A 16,974-nucleotide genomic window follows, 5' to 3' on the forward strand; every position below is an offset into this window, starting at 1 on the left:
TTTGGGACAAAAAATACACCCTCATGGGTTAAGAGTTGGAATAATTAAAGATTGGGATTCAAGATGGTATTCAAAAAAGGATTTTTCCGACCAGCTTTTAGAAGACTTTAAAATCAGAGAATATATAAAGAAAAAGCTGTTTACGTCCGGCATATCCAAAATTGAAATAGAGCGAGCTGCAAACCGCATAAGAATAACAATTAATACTGCAAAACCCGGAATGGTTATCGGCAGAGGCGGTAGTGGTGTTGATGAACTAAAAAGCGAACTGGAAAAGATGACAGATAAGCAGGTTTCAATAAACGTAATTGAAATTAAAAATCCTGATATTGATGCTCAGCTTGTAGCAGAAAATATCGCTTCACAGTTGGAGCGGCGTATATCCTTCAGAAGGGCCATGAAACAATCAATATCCAGAGCTTTAAAATCCGGAGCAGAAGGCATTAAAACCATGGTAAGCGGTAGGCTCGGCGGCACAGAAATCGCAAGGTCCGAGATGTATCATGAAGGAACCATACCACTGCAAACGCTAAGAGCAGATATAGATTATGGTTTTGCAGAAGCTCATACGACTTACGGTAGAATTGGTGTTAAAGTTTGGATATATAAAGGTGAAGTCCTTCCGGTGAAACAGAAACAAAATCCCGAGGAAGGGGGAGAAACAAACAATGTTGATGCCGAAACGGGTCAAGTTTAGAAAACAGCAGCGTGGGAAAATCAAAGGCAACGCACACAAAGGCAATCAGGTAACATATGGCGAATACGGTCTTCAAGCATTAGAGCCTGCATGGATAACCAGTCAGCAAATAGAAGCCGCCCGTGTAGCTATGACTCGATATATTAAAAGAGGCGGTAAAGTCTGGATAAAGATATTTCCAGATAAGCCAGTAACCAAAAAGCCAGCAGAAACACGTATGGGAAGCGGTAAAGGTTCTCCGGAAATGTGGGTGGCAGTGGTTAAACCGGGTCGTATTATGTTTGAGCTGGCCGGAGTTTCGGAAGAAGTAGCGAAGGAGGCCATGACTCTCGCCTCCCACAAGTTGCCTATAAAAACGAAAATAGTAAAACGCTTAGAATTGGGCGGTGATTTAAATGAAGCTTAAGCAGATTCGTGACCTTACTGATCAAGAATTGCTGCAAAAGGAAAAGGATTTAAAGGGCGAACTGTTTAACCTCCGGTTTCAGGCAGCCACCGGTCAGCTTGATAACCCCATGAGGATTCGTGAAGTTAGGAAGACCATAGCACGGATAAAAACAGTCCTCACGGAAAGACAAAATGAAAAGCTAAAGCTTGGCAGCCAAAAGTGATATAAGAAGGAGGGATATGCATGGCCGAACGAAAAAATCAGAGAAAGGTCCGCACGGGAGTTGTGGTCAGCGATAAAATGGATAAGACCATAACTGTTGCTGTGGAAAGGTTAATGAGACACCCGCTTTATGGAAAAACCATAAAGAGAACCAAAAAATTCAAGGCTCATGATGAAAACAATGAGTGCAAAGTGGGCGATGTTGTAACCATCATGGAAACAAGACCCCTTAGCCGTGATAAGCGCTGGAGACTGGTTAAGATCGTAAGGAAAGCCCAGTAGAGAAGGGAGGTTTTTGCATGATACAAGTTCAAACAAGACTCAATGTAGCTGATAACACAGGTGCTAAGGAATTGATGTGCATAAAAGTTTTAGGCGGTTCAGGGCGTAAGTTTGCCAATATAGGGGATGTGATTGTTGCCTCAGTTAAAAGTGCAACACCCGACGGCGTTGTTAAAAAGGGAGACGTTGTTAAGGCTGTTATTGTTAGAACAAAAAAGGGTTTACAGCGTCGTGACGGTTCGTATATTAGATTTGACGAAAATGCCGCAGTTATCATAAGCGATGATAAAAACCCCCGCGGAACACGTATTTTTGGACCCGTAGCTAGGGAGCTTCGTGAAAAGGACTATATGAAGATTATATCTTTAGCTCCGGAAGTGTTGTAACCCTGAGTAATTTTTCCAATCGGAAAAACATGAAGTTGCTTTACGAGGAGGTGTGTTTCTTGGAAAAGGTTCATATAAAAAAAGGTGATACTGTTTGCGTTCTTTCAGGAAAAGACAAAGGTAAAAAGGGCAAGGTTATAAAAGTTTTCCCTAGGAAAAAGAAAGCCATAGTTGAAGGCGTTAACATGGCAACTAAACATCAAAAACCTACGGCTAATATGCCGCAAGGTGGAATTATGGGGGTGGAATTGCCTATTTACACCTCTAAACTAATGATAGTTTGCAGCAAATGCAATAAACCTACTCGAGTGGGTCATGCAATACTTGCCGATGGGTCAAAGGTTCGTGTGTGTAAAAAATGTAAAGAGGTTTTGGATAGATAGACAGGAAGGGAGGTAGCATTATGTCCAGGTTAAAAGATAAATACTTAAACGAAGTTGTACCTGCTTTGATGCAAAAGTTTAATTATAAAAACATCATGGAAGTACCCCGAATAGAAAAGGTTATTATAAATATGGGTATTAATGATGCTCGGGAAAACGCAAAGGCAATTGAAGCAGCTACCGGAGATTTGACGCAAATTACAGGCCAAAGACCCGTAGTTACAAAAGCTCGTAAATCTATAGCGGCTTTTAAGTTGCGTGAGGGTATGCCCGTTGGAGCTAAGGTCACCCTTAGAGCAGAAAAAATGTATGATTTCTTAGATAAACTCTTTAATATAAACCTTCCTAGAGTAAGAGATTTTAAGGGAGTATCTCCCGATGCGTTTGACGGTAGGGGAAATTATACTTTAGGTATTAAGGAGCAGCTAATTTTTCCCGAGATCGATTATGATAAAATAGATCGCGTCAGAGGCATGGATGTAACAATTGTTACTACGGCAAAAACCGATGAAGAGGCCCGGGAACTTTTGAAAAATCTTGGTATGCCCTTTGCATAGAAGGAAGGAGGAAAAGACTTGGCCAAAAAATCTTTAATTGCTAGGCAAAAAAGAGAAGCGAAGTTTTCAACACGTAAGTACAATCGGTGCAAGATTTGTGGTAGGCCTCATGCATATTTACGCAAGTATGGCGTATGTCGTATATGTTTTAGAGAGCTTGCTCATCGCGGCGAGATACCAGGTGTAAAAAAAGCTAGTTGGTGAGTGTAAGTCGAAATGAAGGGAGGTTATTTCATTGGCTATGACAGATGTTATCGCAGATATGTTAACCCGCATTCGCAATGCTAGTGATGTGGGTCACCCTGAAGTAGAGGTTCCCTGTTCAAATATGAAGAAGGCCATAGCTCAGACCCTGCAAGATGAAGGATATATAAAGGGTTTTGAGATTATCGATGATGGCAAGCAGGGGATTATAAAAATTTATCTTAAGTATGGACCAAACAAAGAAAAAGTTATTACAGGCATCAAACGGATATCAAAGCCAGGCCTTAGAATATATGCAAATAAGAATGAAATTCCTCAGGTTATGGGTGGTATGGGAACAGTAATTCTTTCTACATCTAAAGGTATTATGACAGATAAAGAGGCACGAAAAGAGCAAATCGGCGGCGAGGTAATCTGCTACGTATGGTAGATATGACTAGGAGGTGAAGATATGTCCAGAATTGGCAAAATGCCGGTTGATATTCCTCAAGGAGTTGAGGTAACTGTTGAGGGCAACCAGATTACAGTTAAAGGTCCCAAAGGCAGTTTAAGCCGAAAGTTTCACAAAGATATGATAGTTAAAGCGGAAAATTCCAAGGTAATTGTTGAAAGACCATCGGAGGAAAAGCATCATAAGGCTTTGCATGGTTTAACCCGTGCATTAATAAACAATATGGTGGTAGGGGTCGTAGGAGGCTTTGAAAAGAGGCTTGTTCTTGAAGGCGTAGGCTATAGAGCGGCAAAGCAAGGTAACAAGCTGGTTTTAACCGTTGGATATTCTCATCCCGTGGAATTTAACCCGCCAAAAGATATTGAGTTTGAAGTGCCGGCGCCAAATAGAATTATAGTTAAGGGCATTGACAAGGATTTGGTAGGTCAAATTGCAGCAAATATAAGAGCTGTTAGAGAGCCGGAACCTTATAAAGGCAAGGGTATTCGATACGAAAATGAAATTGTACGGCGCAAGGAAGGCAAGACCGGAGCAAAATAAGCTATAGGGAGGGATAACCATGTTAAAAAAGGAATCTCGTAACATTGCCCGGAAAAGAAGGCATCTTAGAGTTCGCAAAAAAACATTTGGCACAAGTGAAAGACCCCGCTTATGTGTTTACAAAAGCGAAAAACACATATATGCACAAATTATCAACGATGAAGAAGGCAACACATTAGTGGCAGCATCAACACTTGATCCTGCTATTAAAGAAAGCGTGACCGGCGCAAATATAGAATCAGCCAAACTAGTTGGCGATCTTATTGCCAAGAAAGCCTTAGAAAAAGGCATAAACGCTGTGGCCTTTGACCGGAGCGGTTATATATATCATGGTCGGATAAAAGCCCTGGCCGATGCTGCCCGGGAAGCCGGATTAGATTTTTAGAAGGGAGGCAGAACTTTGCAACATAGGAATAGAAATGTCGAAGAAAGTGAATTTGTAGAAAAGATTGTTTCTATAAACCGAGTGGCCAAAGTCGTAAAGGGAGGCAAGAACTTCCGCTTTGCCGTGCTTGTAGTTGTCGGAAACAAGAAAGGCAAGGTTGGCGTAGGTACAGGAAAAGCACAAGAAATCCCTGAGGCTATTCGTAAAGGCATAGAAGATGCAAAAAAGAATTTAATAGATGTTCCGATACTTAACGGAACTATTCCTCACGAAAGCATTGGAATTTTTGGAGCCGGTAAAGTACTCCTAAAGCCGGCGCCTGAAGGAACCGGAGTTATCGCCGGGGGACCTGTCAGGGCTGTTGTTGAACTGGCAGGGATTACGGATATTGTAAGTAAATCTTTAGGTTCTGCTAATGCTAGAAATATGGTAAATGCAACAATAGTAGCATTGAAGCAGCTGAAAAGGGCTGAAGAAGTAGCAAAACTTCGCAACAAGACTGTTGAAGAAATACTAGGATAGTTAAGAAAAGAGGAGGTGCAGCCAATGAGATTGCATGATCTTTCTCCCGCTGAGGGTTCTAAGAGAAAATCCAAAAGAGTAGGCAGAGGAATGAGCTCAGGCCATGGCAAGACTTCCACAAGAGGTCATAAAGGCCAAAATGCTCGCAGCGGTGGTGGTGTTCGTCCGGGATTTGAGGGTGGTCAGATGCCTCTTTATAGGCGTCTTCCTAAAAGGGGTTTCACAAGTATATTCAAAAAAGAATTTGCAGTAGTAAACGTTGAGGATTTAAATATTTTCGAAGAAAATACAAAAGTGACCCCTGAGCTCTTAATCGAAAAGGGCATCATCAAGAAAGTTAAAGATGGAATCAAGATTCTCGGCGAAGGCGATTTAAAAGTCAAATTAGACGTTGAGGCAAATGCTTTTTCGAAATCAGCGCAAGAAAAGATAGAGGCGGTCGGTGGAAAGGCTGAGGTGATTTAAAATGCTGGATGCCTTGAGAAATGCCTGGAAGATACCGGATTTAAGAAAACGGATTAAATTTACTGCATTGATGTTAATGCTGTTTAGAGTAGGAACTTTTGTGCCGGTACCTCGTATGGATCCAAATGCAGTTCGAGCTATGATTGAAAAGGGTGCTCTGCTTGGTTTTTTTGATATAATCTCCGGCGGTGCATTCAAACAATTTTCAGTCTTTGCCATGAGTATAACGCCATATATTAATGCCTCCATTATTATACAGCTTTTGACTATTGTTATTCCAAAGTGGGAGGAGCTTGCAAAGGAGGGAGAAGCAGGACGTAAGGTCCTTGCTCAATATACGCGGTATGGTACTGTGATTTTAGGCTTGATCCAGGCCACAGGCCTTTCAATCGGCTTTAAAAGTGCCATGAAGCCCGGCATTCTCAGCAACATTGTTGTTATAATAAGCCTGACGGCAGGAACGGCATTTTTAATGTGGTTAGGCGAACAAATTACTGATAAAGGTATAGGAAATGGTATCTCACTGCTAATATTTGCTGGTATTGTATCGCGATTGCCGGCTAGTGTTTTGCAAGTTTATTCTTTATTAAAAGTAGGAACATTAAATATCTTTATGCTAGCCATATTTGCCATATTAGGAGTGGTGGTAATTGTAGCGGTTATAGCTGTACAGGAAGCTGAACGGCGGGTGCCGGTACAATATGCTAAGCGAGTTGTTGGCAGGAAAGTATATGGAGGTCAATCAACCCATATACCAATCAAGGTTAACGCTGCCGGTGTTATACCTGTAATATTTGCCATGTCAATATTAATGTTTCCAAGCACTTTGGCCGGATTTTTTCCGAATAACAAAATAATGACAAGTATTGCTGAGTTTTTAAGCCCCAGCGGATGGCTATATGCAGTGCTGTATGCATTATTGATAGTATTTTTCACATACTTTTACACTGCTATTACATTTAACCCTGTCGAAGTGGCAGATAATATGAAAAAATATGGTGGATTTATACCGGGACTAAGGCCCGGAAGACCTACAGCGGAATATATAAGCCGTATAATGAACAGGATAACCCTGGTGGGAGCAATATTCTTGGCGGCTATTGCCTTACTACCGTATTTTATGACCGCAATATCAGGAGTAAATATTTCCTTTGGAGGTACAGCCCTCTTGATTGTTGTCGGTGTCGCCTTGGAGACTATGAAAGCTATCGAAGCCCAAATGCTTATGAGGCACTATCAAGGATTTTTAAAATAGGAGTGAGCAAAAGTGAGAATAGTTTTGCTGGGTCCGCCGGGAGCAGGTAAAGGCACGCAAGCAAGTAAAATAGTTGGCAAGTTCGGTATACCTCATATTTCCACAGGAGACATCTTAAGGAAAGCCATCGCAGACGAAACTCTGTTAGGTAAGCAAGCCGGCGAATACATTAAAAAAGGGCTTTTAGTACCTGATGATCTTGTAATAGCCATGGTAAAATCCAGGCTTGATATGAGTGATTGCGAGAATGGTTTTTTATTGGATGGATTTCCGCGAACTGTAAGTCAAGCAGAAAGCTTGGATGAATATATGCAGAAAAAAGGCATTCAATTAGATGCAGCATTGAACATAGAAGTGGATAAAGACATGCTTATCGAAAGATTTACCGGCAGGCGGGTGTGCGAGCAGTGCGGCGCAACCTATAACGTAAAATTTAGTCTGCCTAAGGAGCCGGGAGTTTGCGACAAATGCAAAGGGAAACTTATTATTCGCGAGGATGATAAGCTTGAAACGGTTAAAAAGCGTTTAGAAGTATACGAAACATCAACTGCTCCGCTTATTGATTACTACAAACGCAAAAATTTGCTGGTAAATATAGACGGATCCAGGTCAATTGATGATGTTTTCAAAGATATTGTAGACCAACTAAAAAAGGTGAATTAAGGTCATGATTATAATTAAATCACAGCGAGAACTTGAGCTTATGAGAAAGGCCGGCAAGATTACGGCACTTGCATTAGAAGAAATTGAAAAGCATATAAAACCCGGAATCACCACTTTGGAACTTAATAAAATTGCTGAGGAATTTATTCTAAGCCAAAATGCCACTCCAACCTTTAAAGGATATCAAGGTTTTCCGGCGGCTATATGTACTTCGGTAAATGAAGAGGTAGTACATGGAATACCTGGATTAAAAATCCTTAAAGATGGTGATATTATTAGTGTGGATGTTGGTGCAGAATTTGAGGGTTATAATGGCGATGCGGCGCGTACTTTTCCCGTAGGGAATGTAAAAAGCGATGCTATGCACCTTATAGAAGTTACCAAGCAAAGCTTTTTTGAAGGTATTGCTTATGCGAAACCGGGATATAGGCTTTCAGATATATCAAATGCGGTGCAAAGATATGTAGAATCTCATAATTTTTCAGTGGTTAGAGACTATGTAGGCCATGGTATTGGTCAGAAGATGCACGAGGATCCGCAGATACCGAACTTCGGCCCACCGGGAAAAGGGCCCAGGTTAAGGCAAGGAATGACTTTAGCTATAGAGCCCATGGTGAATATGGGAGGATATGAAGTATACACACTTGAAAATAATTGGACAGTAGTGACAAAAGACGGCAGTCTTTCGGCTCACTATGAAAATACCATAGCGATAACCGATGGTGAGCCTGAAATATTGACTATGATTTAGGTAGGTGTTTATATGCCGCAACTTATGTTGGGACAACTGGCGAAATCTATTGCTGGTCGTGACAAGGGGCGGTTTATGGTAGTGATAGATATTATTGACGATGACTATGTTTATGTTGTAGATGGGGATTTGCGCAGGGTAGAAAACCCCAAAAAGAAAAAAATAAAGCATTTAAAGCTGCTAAATAAACGGATAGACTTTATAGCAGAAAAATGCAGCAATAAACGTAAAATTTATAATGAAGAAGTAAAAAAAGCCCTGAAAGAACTGTCAGATACAAACCTTGATGGCGAAGTATCTGAACAGATATGAGGAGGCGTGTGCGACCTTGTCTAAGGAAGATGTTATTGAAGTTGAAGGTACCGTTTTAGAACCACTTCCAAACGCAATGTTTCGGGTAGAATTAAAAAACGGGCATGTAATTTTAGCCCATGTTTCGGGAAAAATCCGTATGAACTATATAAGGATTTTGCCGGGAGATAGGGTTACCGTGGAGTTATCTCCGTATGATCTCACCCGAGGCCGCATTAAGTACCGCTTCAAGTAGAAAACGGCAAAAGGAGGAAATCCTATGAAGGTAAGACCTTCGGTTAAGACGATATGCGAAAAATGCAAGATAATTAAACGTAGAGGCAGAGTAATGGTTATATGTGAAAACCCAAAACACAAGCAAAAACAGGGCTAAACAAAAGGAGGTGTGACAAGTGGCAAGAATCGCCGGTGTTGATTTGCCAAGAGAAAAACGTGTAGAAGTAGCACTGACATATATATATGGCATTGGAAATACAAAAGCTAAGCAAATTCTAAAAGAAGCTGATGTTAATCCGGACACTCGAGTTAAAGACTTAACAGAGCGGGAAATTACAAAACTTAGAGACATCATTGAGAAGCGTCATAAGGTTGAAGGTGATCTTAGAAGAGAAGTATCTCTCAACATTAAGCGGCTTACGGAGATCGGCTGCTATAGAGCATTCGCCATCGCAGGGGGCTGCCGGTCAGAGGACAAAGGACTAGAACCAATGCCAGAACGCGCAAAGGCCCTAATAAAACCGTAGGCGCAAAACGTAAGTAAAAACATCCGGAGGTGAAAAACTATGGCAAAACCTGCAAGAAGGCGCAAAGAAAAAAAAACGTATTGAAAAAGGAACTGCACATATACATTCAACTTTTAATAATACCATAGTTACCATTGCCGATGAGGCTGGCAGACCAGTAACATGGGCCAGCGCCGGGTCTGTAGGATTTAAAGGATCCCGTAAGGGTACACCCTTTGCGGCTCAAATGGCTGCGGAATCAGCGGCAAAGCAGGCTATGGAATATGGCATGAGATCTGTAGAGGTTTTTGTTAAAGGTCCGGGCGGCGGCAGAGAAGCGGCTATTCGTTCACTGCAGGCTGCAGGGCTTGAAGTTAACATGATTAAAGATGTAACCCCAATTCCTCATAATGGCTGCAGGCCACCTAAGAGAAGAAGGGTTTAATATATGGAGGTGTATAAACGAGATGGCAAGATATAAAGATGCGGTTTGTCGTCTATGCCGCAGAGAGGGCATGAAGCTATACCTAAAAGGTGACCGCTGCTATTCCCCCAAATGTGCTATAGACAGGCGCGGTTATGCTCCCGGTCAGCATGGCCAACTACGCCGTAAGCCCTCAGAGTATGGATTACAGCTGAGAGAAAAACAAAAAGCAAGAAGGATATACGGAGTTTTGGAACGGCAGTTTAGGAATTACTATGAAAAGGCCGTCAGTCAAAAAGGCGTAACCGGTGAAAACTTACTTAGATTGCTCGAAACCCGTTTGGACAATGTAGTGTTTCGAATGGGCTTTGCTTCTTCAAGACCTCAAGCTCGGCAGCTTGTTAGGTACGGCCATGTACAGGTCAATGGAAAGAGGGTTACTATACCATCGTATCAAGTAAAAGAAAAAGATGTAGTAGCAATCAGAGAAAACAGCCGAAGCCTCAACTTTTTCAAGGAAGTATCTGAACAAGGAGCATCCAAGGTAGTTCCCGAATGGCTGTCAGTAAATTTTGAAACGCTTACCGGCGAGATTGTGTATCTGCCAAAGAGGGAAGACATTGATGTTCCGATTCAGGAACATCTGATAGTCGAGCTTTATTCCAAGTAATTGATTAGCCCTCACCAAAAAATAATTAATTTTAAGGAGGGTAATGTATTAGATGATGGATATTGAAAAGCCGAGGATTGAATTGATAGAAGCAAGTGCGGATAATACCTTCGGAAGGATTGTCGTAGAACCTTTGGAAAGAGGCTACGGCACAACCCTTGGCAACTCCATGCGTCGAGTTCTTTTATCTTCGCTGCCGGGAGCTGCTGTTACTTCCATTAAGATTGATGGCGTGCAGCATGAATTTTCTACGATTCCAGGAGTTACCGAAGATACTACTGAGATTATAATGAATATCAAGGCACTGGCAATTATGATGCACAGTGACGAACCAAAGCTACTTCGAATAGAAGCCCAAGACGAAGGCGAAGTAAAAGCTAAGGATATCATTGCTGATGCAGATGTAGAAATAATGAATCCGGAGTTGCATATTGCTACTCTGGAAAAAGATGCTAAGTTGTTTATGGAACTTACATTAGAAAAAGGCAAAGGTTATGTAACGGCTGATAAAAACAAAAAACCCAACCATCCTATAGGCGTAATTGCTATCGATTCTATCTTTACACCTGTACACAAAGTTAATTTTAATGTGGAGCATACTAGGGTAGGTCAAAGAACTGACTATGACAGGCTTATAATGGAGATTTGGACTAATGGCACTATAAAACCTGATGATGCGGTCAGTGCTGCGGCTAAGATACTTATGGACCATTTTAGCCTGTTTGCAGGTTTGACTGAAAAACCTCAAGTTGAAGATGCACCTGTAGAAGAAGAAAAGGATGATAGGGAAAAAATACTGGAAATGCCTATTGAAGAGTTGGATTTGTCGGTTCGGTCATATAACTGCTTAAAGCGGGCCGGAATTAACACAATATATGAACTAACTCAGAAGACGGCAGAAGACATGATGAAAGTGCGCAATCTCGGTAAAAAGTCCTTGGAAGAAGTGGAAACTAAGCTTAGCACTTTCAATCTTTCGTTAAAACAGCCAGAGGATTAGCAAGGAGGGGAAAAGATGAGAAAACTAGGCAGGCCAAGCGGACATCGTAAAATGATGCTGAGAAACTTGACTACGGATCTTCTGAAATACGGTAGGATAGAAACTACTGAAACTCGAGCAAAAGAAGTTCGTCGCATGGCTGAAAAAATGATAACATTGGCTAAAAAAGATGATTTAGCTGCAAGAAGGCTGGTCTTGGCTGAGGTGCTTGATGAAACTACGGTGAAAAACCTGTTTGATAATATTGCACCAAAATATAAGGACCAAAATGGCGGCTATGTCCGCATTACGAAAGTAGGTCCACGCCAAGGTGATGCTGCACCTAAGGCTATATTAGAATTAGTATAAGCAATAGCATAAGACATTCATAGGATATTTTATGTAAAGGGGGCGGTGAAAATAGCCGCCGAAATAGTTGCGCTGGATGTTTATTATCAGTATGCCGCCAGCAGTGATCTGGCACTTAAAAATATAAACTTAAGAATTGAACCTGGAGAATTTGTAGCGATTATAGGGCCTAACGGTTCCGGAAAATCAACACTGGCCAAACTTTTCAATGGCCTTTATACACCCAGTGAGGGAGATATCTTTGTTGCTGGATTTAACACAAAAAATCAAGACGATATCTGGAAAATAAGGCAAAAGGCCGGGATGGTATTTCAAAATCCTGATAACCAAATTGTGGCTACCATTGTTGAAGAAGATGTGGCTTTCGGACCGGAAAACCTTGGTATTCCTCCGGAGGAAATACGGCATCGCGTCAAAGAAGCACTTGAGATTGTCGAGCTTACAGAATATGCCGATAAAGCTCCTCACCTTTTATCAGGAGGTCAAAAGCAACGGGTGGCTATAGCGGGGATACTTGCAATGAAACCTGATTGTATAATCCTCGATGAGCCTACCGCTATGCTCGACCCGGTGGGCAGGAAAGAAGTTATATCTACAGTTAAAAAGCTTAATCGGAATGAGGGCAAAACCATAGTTTTAATTACCCATTTTATGGAAGAGGCAGTGCAAGCCGATAGGGTTTTAGTTATGGAAAAGGGTAAAGTGGTTATGGAAGGTAAACCTAACGAGATATTCAGCCAGGTGGAACGCTTGAAAAAGCTTGGTCTTGATGTACCTCAGGTAACAGAATTGGCCTACAAACTGACAAAGGATAATGTGCCTGTGCGACGCGATATATTAACAGTTGAAGAAATGGTGGATTGCCTATGTCAATTGATGTAAAAAATGTAACACATGTATATATGCCCAATACACCCTTTGAGTCCATTGCGATAAAAGACATAAATTGGACCGTAAAGGACGGAGAATTCTGGGGCCTAATAGGCCACACGGGTTCAGGTAAATCTACCTTATTCAGCATCTCAATGGTCTTTTAAAGCCAACCTCCGGAGAAATTCTCATAAATGATATAAATATCCACAGCAAAGGTGTCAGTCTAAAGTCTATTCGGCAAAAAGTTGGGCTTGTGTTTCAATATCCTGAGCATCAACTGTTTGAAGAAACTATTGAACGGGATGTAGCCTTTGGCCCCAAAAATATGGGGCTTGCTGAAGAAGAAGTTACCGAAAGAGTCAAGGAAGCTCTTGATCTGGTAGGTCTTTCTTACGAAGAAGTTAAGGATAAATCTCCTTTTGAACTTAGCGGAGGACAAATGCGCAGGGTTGCAATAGCCGGAGTTTTGGCAATGAAACCCGAAATACTCATCCTGGATGAACCCACTGCCGGTCTTGATCCTAGGGGTAGAGACGAGATTTTGGAAGAAATTGTAACACTAAAGCAAAAACAAAAACTAACAGTAATTCTTGTTTCTCACAGCATGGAAGATGTGGCAAAACTGGTGGATAAGCTGGCAGTGATGTACCGCGGTCAGATAGTTTCCCAAGGTACACCCAGAGAAATATTTCAGGATTACGAGGGACTTGTCGAAAAAGGTCTGGGTATACCGCAAATAACTGAACTGATGATAAAGCTGAAAGAAAGAGGCAAAAACATATCGACAGATATTTTAACGGTAGATGAGGCAAGAGCAGAAATCACAAAACACATAAGGAGGAAGGGCCTTGCGTGAAATAACAATAGGACAATATATTCCAGGAGATTCCATAGTCCATCGCTTGGACCCCAGAACCAAAATCATAATAACTCTTGCATATATGATATTGCTATTTATGCTCAATAATTTTTACGGATACATCTTTCCGGTAGGCTTTATAATTTTGGCTACTTTACTTTCGGGGATTTCAGTGCGCTATTTATTAAAAGGATTAAAACCCCTCATATTTATAATTATTCTTACATTTTTATTAAATTCTTTTATGACAAAAGGACGAGTGATTTATCAATTGGGTCCTTTGGATATAACCTATGAGGGTTTATCTCAAGGAGCTTTTATGGCTATACGCCTTATTTTACTGATTATTGGTACATCACTTTTAACCTTAACAACTTCACCGATTTCACTTACGGATGGCATCGAAGTGCTGCTTTCACCTTTTAAAAAAATTGGGATGCCGGCACACGAGCTCGCTATGATGATGACAATAGCCCTAAGATTTATTCCTACATTGTTGGAAGAAACAGATAAGATTATGAAAGCACAGATGGCAAGAGGTGCAGATTTTGAAAGTGGGAACTTGATAAATCGGGCTAAAAACTTGGTTCCGTTATTGGTGCCTTTGTTTATCAGTGCTTTTCGTCGAGCCGATGATTTGGCCATGGCGATGGAAGCCCGCTGCTATCACGGGGGAGAAAATAGAACTCGCATGAAAGAATTAAAAATGACCTTTCTTGACATTGCAACCTTTATAGTTTTTATCTTAATTGCCGGCGGTGGCATTGCCAGCCGTTTTGTATAGCAGGTGTAGTTTAATGAATGTGAAAATACTGCTTGAATATGAAGGGACGGCTTATAGCGGTTGGCAGAGGCAAAAAAATGCCATATCAATACAAGAAGTTCTAGAAAATGCAATCAAATCTATTACTGGTGAGGCTGTAAATGTAATAGGTTCAGGCAGAACTGATGCGGGAGTACATGCCTTAGGCCAAGTGGCAAATTTTAAGACGCAAACCAAGATACCTATAGAAAAATTACCATATGCCATAAACAGTAAATTACCGGAAGATATAGTTGTTAAGCATGCTGAAATAGTGCCTGAAGATTTTCATGCTAGGTTTTGGGCAAAAGCCAAAATTTATACTTATACCATATACAATGCTAAATTTCCTTCACCATTGCTTAAAAGATACAGCTATTTCTATCCAAGGCCATTAAATGTAAGAGCTATGAAAAAAGCAGCAGACATGCTGATAGGCACACATGACTTTGCGTCATTTATGGCATCAAATAGCCCGGTAAAATCCACGGTGCGCTGTATAGAAAGGCTCGAAGTTTTTCAAAACGGTGATATAGTAAAATTTGAAATCGAGGCAAATGGATTTTTATATAATATGGTAAGGATAATTGCCGGCACTTTACTTGATGTAGGCATTAACAAAAAAAAGGCAAATGATATAATTTCCATTATAAAATCAAAAGACAGGTCTATGGCTGGAAAAACTCTCCCACCGCAGGGACTATGCCTTATAAAAGTTATTTATTAACATGCTTGACACAAAAAAACGCCTATTATACAATAACCTTATGGTAAAAAAGGAGGGAAAAAGATGAGCACATTCATGGCAAAGAAAGAGGAAGTTAAACGTGACTGGTACGTAATCGATGCTGCAGGTAAGCCATTAGGGAGACTAGCAACACAAGTAGCCATGATTTTAAAGGGTAAACACAAGCCCATATATACTCCCCATGTCGACACAGGTGATTATGTTATTATAGTCAATGCCGACAAGGTCATTCTAACAGGTAAGAAAATGGACAACAAAATGTATTATAGTCATACAGGCTATCCAGGCGGTATTAAATCTCAAAACTTTAGAAGCCTAATGAGTAAAAGCCCAGAAAAAGTCGTCTATAAAGCAGTTTGGGGTATGTTGCCACATAATGCTTTAGGGCGTAAAATGATAAAAAAACTAAAGATATATGCGGGTGCTGAGCATCCCCATGAAGCCCAAAAACCTCAGTCATTAACTGTTAAGATATAGGAGAGAAAGGAGTGAGGATATGAAACAGGCAGTGCTTGCTACCGGCAGGAGAAAAACGGCCGTAGCAAAAGTTTGGATTATGCCAGGAAGCGGAAAAATAACTATAAATAAAAGACCCATTGATGATTACTTTGGCTTTGAGACATTGAAGGCGGAAGTAAAAAGACCTTTAGAAAAAATCAATGGATTAGATAAATTTGATGTAATTGCCAGCGTAAAAGGCGGCGGATATACAGGTCAGGCAGGCGCCATTCGCCATGGTATTGCTCGTGCGCTTCTAAAAATTGACGGAGACTTTAGACCGATTCTTAAAAAAGAAGGATATTTGACCAGAGATCCGCGTATGACAGAAAGAAAAAAATACGGTCTCAAAAAAGCCCGGCGTGCTCCACAATTCTCAAAGAGATAAAAGAAGGACAGAGTCCTTCTTTTTTGTTATACAAATAAAAAATCAAAAAAACTACTGCTATTTAAAATAATTTGCTTTTTACCGTTTGCGAGGCACCGTTGGTGTTAGCAGGATGGAGGCTGTTATGAATATTTATCAACTGGTAGACAGTATCTGCGCAGGCTATGTTCCAAGTGTCGATGAAGTTGAACTACTGCTAAATGCTGATGAACCTGAAACATCTTATATCTTTAGCATGGCAGATAATATCACTGAAAGGTATTGCTCAAATAAAATCCACATAAGAGGCATAATAGAGTTTTCTAGCTATTGCAGGTGTAACTGTGCTTACTGCGGCCTTAACGCCGGAAACCACAAGCTAAGTCGCTATCGCATGCAGCCACAAGAGATAATTGATACGGCGGCAAAAGCTTATGAGGCAGGATATAAAACTCTTGTACTTCAATCGGGGGAAGATTTATGGTATACAAGAGAGAAAATATCATGGATAATAAAGGGCATAAAATCAATCGGCGATATAGCCATAACCTTGAGCATTGGCGAAAGAGAATATGAAGATTACAAGCAGTGGAAAAAAGACGGGGCCGACAGGTTTTTACTAAAACATGAAACCATAAATCAAAGCCTTTATAATAAACTGCACACCCATTCTAATATTGAAAGTAGGATTAAATGTTTGCTGCAGCTAAAGGAATTAGGATATCAAGTTGGAGATGGTTTCATGATTGGTCTGCCTGGTCAGACATTAAGAGATATTGCAGAGGATATACTTTTTTTAAATGAACTTGATGTAGATATGGCAGGAATCGGGCCATTTATACCACATAAAGATACGATATTAAAAGACGCAAAAGCCGGAAGTAATATGATTACATTAAAGGCAGTAGCTGTTACGAGACTGATTTTAAAGAAGGTGCATTTGCCGGCTACAACAGCCCTTTGGACATTGGACAATCAAGACGGCAAAAAGGCATTAAAAGCCGGAGCTAATGTTGTCATGCTAAAGCTGGAACCATATAAATACCGAAGGTTATATGAAATATATCCCAAGGATTTTGATGCCAAAAGCAATATAAAGCAAGAAAGGCTAAAAATAGAGGAATTAATTTTAAGTATGGGCAAGCAAGTAGCCGAAGACCGCGGAGATTCAATAAAGCTGATTGAAAGGCAGTGATATTT

The 16,974-nt window shown here is 40.8% G+C and carries 29 protein-coding genes and 2 pseudogenes; all 31 read left to right on the forward strand.

The annotated features are described in order from the left end of the window. Position 1 precedes the first annotated feature (1 nt). The 31 genes and pseudogenes from rpsC to hydE all read left to right on the forward strand — a co-directional run bounded on the left by rpsC (position 2) and on the right by hydE (position 16,969). The gene (gene rpsC / locus TEPIRE1_RS00965) at positions 2-697 is read left to right on the forward strand and encodes a 30S ribosomal protein S3 (protein ID WP_013777328.1); all 696 of its coding nucleotides are present in this window, start codon (positions 2-4) and stop codon (positions 695-697) included. After that, positions 669-1,103, forward strand: coding sequence for a 50S ribosomal protein L16 (gene rplP / locus TEPIRE1_RS00970; RefSeq protein ID WP_013777329.1), 435 nt, complete (start codon positions 669-671; stop codon positions 1,101-1,103). The genes rpsC and rplP overlap by 29 nt, the downstream gene beginning before the upstream one ends. Then, complete coding sequence (gene rpmC, locus TEPIRE1_RS00975) at positions 1,093-1,308, forward strand: 50S ribosomal protein L29 (protein ID WP_013777330.1); 216 nt, start codon at positions 1,093-1,095, stop codon at positions 1,306-1,308. Before rplP ends, rpmC begins: the two co-directional genes overlap by 11 nt. Before the next feature lie 20 nt (positions 1,309-1,328). Beyond that, complete coding sequence (gene rpsQ, locus TEPIRE1_RS00980; protein ID WP_013777331.1) at positions 1,329-1,589, forward strand: 30S ribosomal protein S17; 261 nt, start codon at positions 1,329-1,331, stop codon at positions 1,587-1,589. 17 nt (positions 1,590-1,606) lie between these two features. Next, complete coding sequence (rplN, locus tag TEPIRE1_RS00985; protein WP_013777332.1) at positions 1,607-1,975, forward strand: 50S ribosomal protein L14; 369 nt, start codon at positions 1,607-1,609, stop codon at positions 1,973-1,975. A gap of 59 nt (positions 1,976-2,034) precedes the next feature. After that, on the forward strand, positions 2,035-2,358 hold the full coding sequence (rplX, locus tag TEPIRE1_RS00990; RefSeq protein WP_013777333.1) for a 50S ribosomal protein L24: 324 nt from the start codon (positions 2,035-2,037) through the stop codon (positions 2,356-2,358). A gap of 20 nt (positions 2,359-2,378) precedes the next feature. Next, positions 2,379-2,915: a 50S ribosomal protein L5 gene (gene rplE, locus TEPIRE1_RS00995; protein WP_013777334.1), complete on the forward strand. Its 537-nt coding sequence runs from the start codon at positions 2,379-2,381 to the stop codon at positions 2,913-2,915. An 18-nt stretch (positions 2,916-2,933) separates the two neighbouring features. Continuing rightward, entirely contained in the window at positions 2,934-3,119 is a 186-nt protein-coding gene (locus tag TEPIRE1_RS01000; RefSeq protein WP_013777335.1) for a type Z 30S ribosomal protein S14, read from the forward strand. A 37-nt stretch (positions 3,120-3,156) separates the two neighbouring features. Beyond that, positions 3,157-3,549, forward strand: coding sequence for a 30S ribosomal protein S8 (gene rpsH / locus TEPIRE1_RS01005; RefSeq protein WP_173391423.1), 393 nt, complete (start codon positions 3,157-3,159; stop codon positions 3,547-3,549). 21 nt (positions 3,550-3,570) lie between these two features. After that, positions 3,571-4,110, forward strand: a complete 540-nt coding sequence (gene rplF, locus TEPIRE1_RS01010; protein ID WP_013777337.1) for a 50S ribosomal protein L6 — start codon at positions 3,571-3,573, stop codon at positions 4,108-4,110. A gap of 19 nt (positions 4,111-4,129) precedes the next feature. Continuing rightward, a complete protein-coding gene (gene rplR / locus TEPIRE1_RS01015; protein WP_013777338.1) occupies positions 4,130-4,495 on the forward strand; it encodes a 50S ribosomal protein L18 in 366 nt (121 codons plus the stop codon). Positions 4,496-4,510: 15 nt separating this feature from the next. Continuing rightward, complete coding sequence (rpsE, locus tag TEPIRE1_RS01020) at positions 4,511-5,017, forward strand: 30S ribosomal protein S5 (RefSeq protein ID WP_013777339.1); 507 nt, start codon at positions 4,511-4,513, stop codon at positions 5,015-5,017. A 24-nt stretch (positions 5,018-5,041) separates the two neighbouring features. Continuing rightward, the gene (rplO, locus tag TEPIRE1_RS01025; protein WP_013777340.1) at positions 5,042-5,482 is read left to right on the forward strand and encodes a 50S ribosomal protein L15; all 441 of its coding nucleotides are present in this window, start codon (positions 5,042-5,044) and stop codon (positions 5,480-5,482) included. Between the two features lies 1 nt (position 5,483). After that, positions 5,484-6,737, forward strand: coding sequence for a preprotein translocase subunit SecY (secY, locus tag TEPIRE1_RS01030; RefSeq protein ID WP_013777341.1), 1,254 nt, complete (start codon positions 5,484-5,486; stop codon positions 6,735-6,737). Positions 6,738-6,749: 12 nt separating this feature from the next. Continuing rightward, a complete protein-coding gene (locus TEPIRE1_RS01035; RefSeq protein WP_013777342.1) occupies positions 6,750-7,400 on the forward strand; it encodes an adenylate kinase in 651 nt (216 codons plus the stop codon). A gap of 4 nt (positions 7,401-7,404) precedes the next feature. Beyond that, positions 7,405-8,151: a type I methionyl aminopeptidase gene (gene map, locus TEPIRE1_RS01040; RefSeq protein WP_013777343.1), complete on the forward strand. Its 747-nt coding sequence runs from the start codon at positions 7,405-7,407 to the stop codon at positions 8,149-8,151. A gap of 12 nt (positions 8,152-8,163) precedes the next feature. Continuing rightward, positions 8,164-8,463 carry a KOW domain-containing RNA-binding protein gene (locus TEPIRE1_RS01045; RefSeq protein ID WP_013777344.1) on the forward strand — a complete coding sequence of 100 codons (300 nt, stop codon included), beginning with the start codon at positions 8,164-8,166 and terminating at the stop codon, positions 8,461-8,463. 16 nt (positions 8,464-8,479) lie between these two features. Continuing rightward, entirely contained in the window at positions 8,480-8,698 is a 219-nt protein-coding gene (gene infA, locus TEPIRE1_RS01050; RefSeq protein WP_013777345.1) for a translation initiation factor IF-1, read from the forward strand. A 24-nt stretch (positions 8,699-8,722) separates the two neighbouring features. After that, positions 8,723-8,836, forward strand: coding sequence for a 50S ribosomal protein L36 (gene rpmJ, locus TEPIRE1_RS01055; RefSeq protein WP_013777346.1), 114 nt, complete (start codon positions 8,723-8,725; stop codon positions 8,834-8,836). 19 nt (positions 8,837-8,855) lie between these two features. Then, positions 8,856-9,223: pseudogene (gene rpsM / locus TEPIRE1_RS01060) on the forward strand (30S ribosomal protein S13). Positions 9,224-9,255: 32 nt separating this feature from the next. Further along, positions 9,256-9,630: a 30S ribosomal protein S11 gene (gene rpsK, locus TEPIRE1_RS01065; RefSeq protein WP_048894700.1), complete on the forward strand. Its 375-nt coding sequence runs from the start codon at positions 9,256-9,258 to the stop codon at positions 9,628-9,630. A 22-nt stretch (positions 9,631-9,652) separates the two neighbouring features. Next, the gene (gene rpsD, locus TEPIRE1_RS01070) at positions 9,653-10,279 is read left to right on the forward strand and encodes a 30S ribosomal protein S4 (RefSeq protein WP_013777349.1); all 627 of its coding nucleotides are present in this window, start codon (positions 9,653-9,655) and stop codon (positions 10,277-10,279) included. A gap of 52 nt (positions 10,280-10,331) precedes the next feature. After that, positions 10,332-11,279 (forward strand): DNA-directed RNA polymerase subunit alpha, encoded by a 948-nt coding sequence (locus TEPIRE1_RS01075; RefSeq protein WP_013777350.1) that lies wholly within the window; start codon positions 10,332-10,334, stop codon positions 11,277-11,279. Between the two features lie 15 nt (positions 11,280-11,294). Beyond that, on the forward strand, positions 11,295-11,627 hold the full coding sequence (rplQ, locus tag TEPIRE1_RS01080; protein ID WP_013777351.1) for a 50S ribosomal protein L17: 333 nt from the start codon (positions 11,295-11,297) through the stop codon (positions 11,625-11,627). Positions 11,628-11,672: 45 nt separating this feature from the next. Further along, on the forward strand, positions 11,673-12,509 hold the full coding sequence (locus TEPIRE1_RS01085; protein WP_013777352.1) for an energy-coupling factor transporter ATPase: 837 nt from the start codon (positions 11,673-11,675) through the stop codon (positions 12,507-12,509). Further along, positions 12,494-13,356 (forward strand): annotated as a pseudogene (locus TEPIRE1_RS01090) (energy-coupling factor transporter ATPase). Before TEPIRE1_RS01085 ends, TEPIRE1_RS01090 begins: the two are co-directional and overlap by 16 nt. Then, the gene (locus tag TEPIRE1_RS01095) at positions 13,349-14,143 is read left to right on the forward strand and encodes an energy-coupling factor transporter transmembrane component T family protein (RefSeq protein WP_013777354.1); all 795 of its coding nucleotides are present in this window, start codon (positions 13,349-13,351) and stop codon (positions 14,141-14,143) included. Before TEPIRE1_RS01090 ends, TEPIRE1_RS01095 begins: the two are co-directional and overlap by 8 nt. Positions 14,144-14,156: 13 nt before the next feature. Further along, the gene (gene truA / locus TEPIRE1_RS01100) at positions 14,157-14,888 is read left to right on the forward strand and encodes a tRNA pseudouridine(38-40) synthase TruA (RefSeq protein ID WP_013777355.1); all 732 of its coding nucleotides are present in this window, start codon (positions 14,157-14,159) and stop codon (positions 14,886-14,888) included. 63 nt (positions 14,889-14,951) lie between these two features. Next, a complete protein-coding gene (gene rplM, locus TEPIRE1_RS01105; protein WP_013777356.1) occupies positions 14,952-15,386 on the forward strand; it encodes a 50S ribosomal protein L13 in 435 nt (144 codons plus the stop codon). Between the two features lie 19 nt (positions 15,387-15,405). Then, the gene (rpsI, locus tag TEPIRE1_RS01110) at positions 15,406-15,795 is read left to right on the forward strand and encodes a 30S ribosomal protein S9 (RefSeq protein WP_013777357.1); all 390 of its coding nucleotides are present in this window, start codon (positions 15,406-15,408) and stop codon (positions 15,793-15,795) included. Positions 15,796-15,919: 124 nt separating this feature from the next. Then, positions 15,920-16,969 carry a [FeFe] hydrogenase H-cluster radical SAM maturase HydE gene (gene hydE / locus TEPIRE1_RS01115; protein WP_013777358.1) on the forward strand — a complete coding sequence of 350 codons (1,050 nt, stop codon included), beginning with the start codon at positions 15,920-15,922 and terminating at the stop codon, positions 16,967-16,969. Positions 16,970-16,974: the final 5 nt, after the last annotated feature.

This window comes from Tepidanaerobacter acetatoxydans Re1 (assembly GCF_000328765.2).
Taxonomy (GTDB): Bacteria; Bacillota; Thermosediminibacteria; order Thermosediminibacterales; family Tepidanaerobacteraceae; genus Tepidanaerobacter; species Tepidanaerobacter acetatoxydans.

Coding starts and splice junctions, on each gene's coding strand:
- rpmJ (WP_013777346.1), top strand. CDS start 8,723: ATGAAGGTAAGACCTTCGGTTAAGACGATATGCGAAAAATGCAAGATA.
- rpmC (WP_013777330.1), top strand. CDS start 1,093: ATGAAGCTTAAGCAGATTCGTGACCTTACTGATCAAGAATTGCTGCAA.
- rpsQ (WP_013777331.1), top strand. CDS start 1,329: ATGGCCGAACGAAAAAATCAGAGAAAGGTCCGCACGGGAGTTGTGGTC.
- hydE (WP_013777358.1), top strand. CDS start 15,920: ATGAATATTTATCAACTGGTAGACAGTATCTGCGCAGGCTATGTTCCA.
- secY (WP_013777341.1), top strand. CDS start 5,484: ATGCTGGATGCCTTGAGAAATGCCTGGAAGATACCGGATTTAAGAAAA.
- rplR (WP_013777338.1), top strand. CDS start 4,130: ATGTTAAAAAAGGAATCTCGTAACATTGCCCGGAAAAGAAGGCATCTT.
- rplN (WP_013777332.1), top strand. CDS start 1,607: ATGATACAAGTTCAAACAAGACTCAATGTAGCTGATAACACAGGTGCT.
- TEPIRE1_RS01075 (WP_013777350.1), top strand. CDS start 10,332: ATGATGGATATTGAAAAGCCGAGGATTGAATTGATAGAAGCAAGTGCG.
- rplP (WP_013777329.1), top strand. CDS start 669: ATGTTGATGCCGAAACGGGTCAAGTTTAGAAAACAGCAGCGTGGGAAA.
- rpsD (WP_013777349.1), top strand. CDS start 9,653: ATGGCAAGATATAAAGATGCGGTTTGTCGTCTATGCCGCAGAGAGGGC.
- rplM (WP_013777356.1), top strand. CDS start 14,952: ATGAGCACATTCATGGCAAAGAAAGAGGAAGTTAAACGTGACTGGTAC.
- map (WP_013777343.1), top strand. CDS start 7,405: ATGATTATAATTAAATCACAGCGAGAACTTGAGCTTATGAGAAAGGCC.
- rplE (WP_013777334.1), top strand. CDS start 2,379: ATGTCCAGGTTAAAAGATAAATACTTAAACGAAGTTGTACCTGCTTTG.
- rpsI (WP_013777357.1), top strand. CDS start 15,406: ATGAAACAGGCAGTGCTTGCTACCGGCAGGAGAAAAACGGCCGTAGCA.
- rpsH (WP_173391423.1), top strand. CDS start 3,157: ATGACAGATGTTATCGCAGATATGTTAACCCGCATTCGCAATGCTAGT.
- truA (WP_013777355.1), top strand. CDS start 14,157: ATGAATGTGAAAATACTGCTTGAATATGAAGGGACGGCTTATAGCGGT.
- TEPIRE1_RS01045 (WP_013777344.1), top strand. CDS start 8,164: ATGCCGCAACTTATGTTGGGACAACTGGCGAAATCTATTGCTGGTCGT.
- rplF (WP_013777337.1), top strand. CDS start 3,571: ATGTCCAGAATTGGCAAAATGCCGGTTGATATTCCTCAAGGAGTTGAG.
- rplQ (WP_013777351.1), top strand. CDS start 11,295: ATGAGAAAACTAGGCAGGCCAAGCGGACATCGTAAAATGATGCTGAGA.
- rplO (WP_013777340.1), top strand. CDS start 5,042: ATGAGATTGCATGATCTTTCTCCCGCTGAGGGTTCTAAGAGAAAATCC.